This is a genomic window from Enterococcus sp. HMSC061C05 (assembly GCF_001814765.1).
Classification (GTDB): domain Bacteria; phylum Bacillota; class Bacilli; order Lactobacillales; family Enterococcaceae; genus Enterococcus_B; species Enterococcus_B lactis.
In genome coordinates this window covers 1-267 of record NZ_KV817760.1, presented here as the reverse complement: position 1 = coordinate 267, position 267 = coordinate 1, and the positions used below count along the sequence as shown (strand labels likewise).

Annotated in this window: 2 tRNA genes; both read left to right on the top strand. The window is 52.8% G+C overall.

Annotated features, from left to right (window positions below):
- Positions 1 to 55 precede the first annotated feature (55 nt).
- A tRNA-Met gene (locus HMPREF2988_RS12065) sits at positions 56 to 129 on the top strand.
- A 13-nt stretch (positions 130 to 142) separates the two neighbouring features.
- Positions 143 to 216, top strand: a tRNA-Ile gene (locus tag HMPREF2988_RS12060).
- Positions 217 to 267 lie beyond the last annotated feature (51 nt).

Genomic DNA, 267 nt, shown 5'->3' with positions numbered 1-267 from the left:
GTCAGCGGTTCGATCCCGCTAGGCTCCATTTCATTTAAATAATGAATATCTTTTTCGCGGTGTAGCTCAGCTGGCTAGAGCGTCCGGTTCATACCCGGGAGGTCGGGGGTTCGATCCCCTCCGCCGCGATTTTTAAGAGCCTGGACCTTTAGCTCAGTTGGTTAGAGCAGACGGCTCATAACCGTCCGGTCGTAGGTTCGAGTCCTACAAGGTCCATTGTGGCGTTGTAAGTTTCATATGGAGGATTACCCAAGTCCGGCTGAAGGG